Below are 565 nucleotides of genomic sequence, written 5' to 3' on the forward strand. Positions count from 1 at the left end.
ATATAAAGCTTATTGACAATGCATAAAAAAAATTAATACATTGTCAATAAGCTTTATAAAATATCATCTTTATATTTTAATTCTTCAAAGCTATAAGTTAACGCTTCTAATTTAGATTTATTTATTAAAATTCCTGTTTCTTGATAAATTGTAGAACCTAAAGCATTAACTAAATTTTCTCTAGTATTAATTAAAAATTTAAACACATTAGTCTTAAAAATCAAATTATATCCATTATCATCTTTCTTTTCTAAAGCAAACTCTTTATCTAAATGTTTAAGTCTAAATTCTATAATTTCTTCACATATTTTTAATTTAAAATCAATAAAATTACCTTTTGTTCTTTTAATTATATCGCTTTTTACTTTACTTAATTTTATAGGTTTTATTACATCCACCTTAAAATTCAACTCTATTATTACAGTATAAATATCATTATTTTTATACTGTAAATTTATATTATCTACATTTATAAAATCATATCCTTCTGAACAATAATATAGTTTATTTATGTATTTTTCTATTTTATCTTTATTTCCTTCTTTTAAAACAACTTGTCTCATAT

1 protein-coding gene is annotated in these 565 nt (G+C 18.8%); it reads right to left on the minus strand.

The window, feature by feature from the left end:
* Positions 1–53: 53 nt before the first annotated feature.
* Positions 54–565, minus strand: a 512-nt coding sequence (locus tag GBZ86_RS17605; RefSeq protein WP_170272324.1) for a hypothetical protein, incomplete at its 5' end; no start/stop codon positions are given.

It is taken from the genome of Clostridium tarantellae, assembly GCF_009295725.1.
Lineage (GTDB): Bacteria > Bacillota > Clostridia > Clostridiales > Clostridiaceae > Sarcina > Sarcina tarantellae.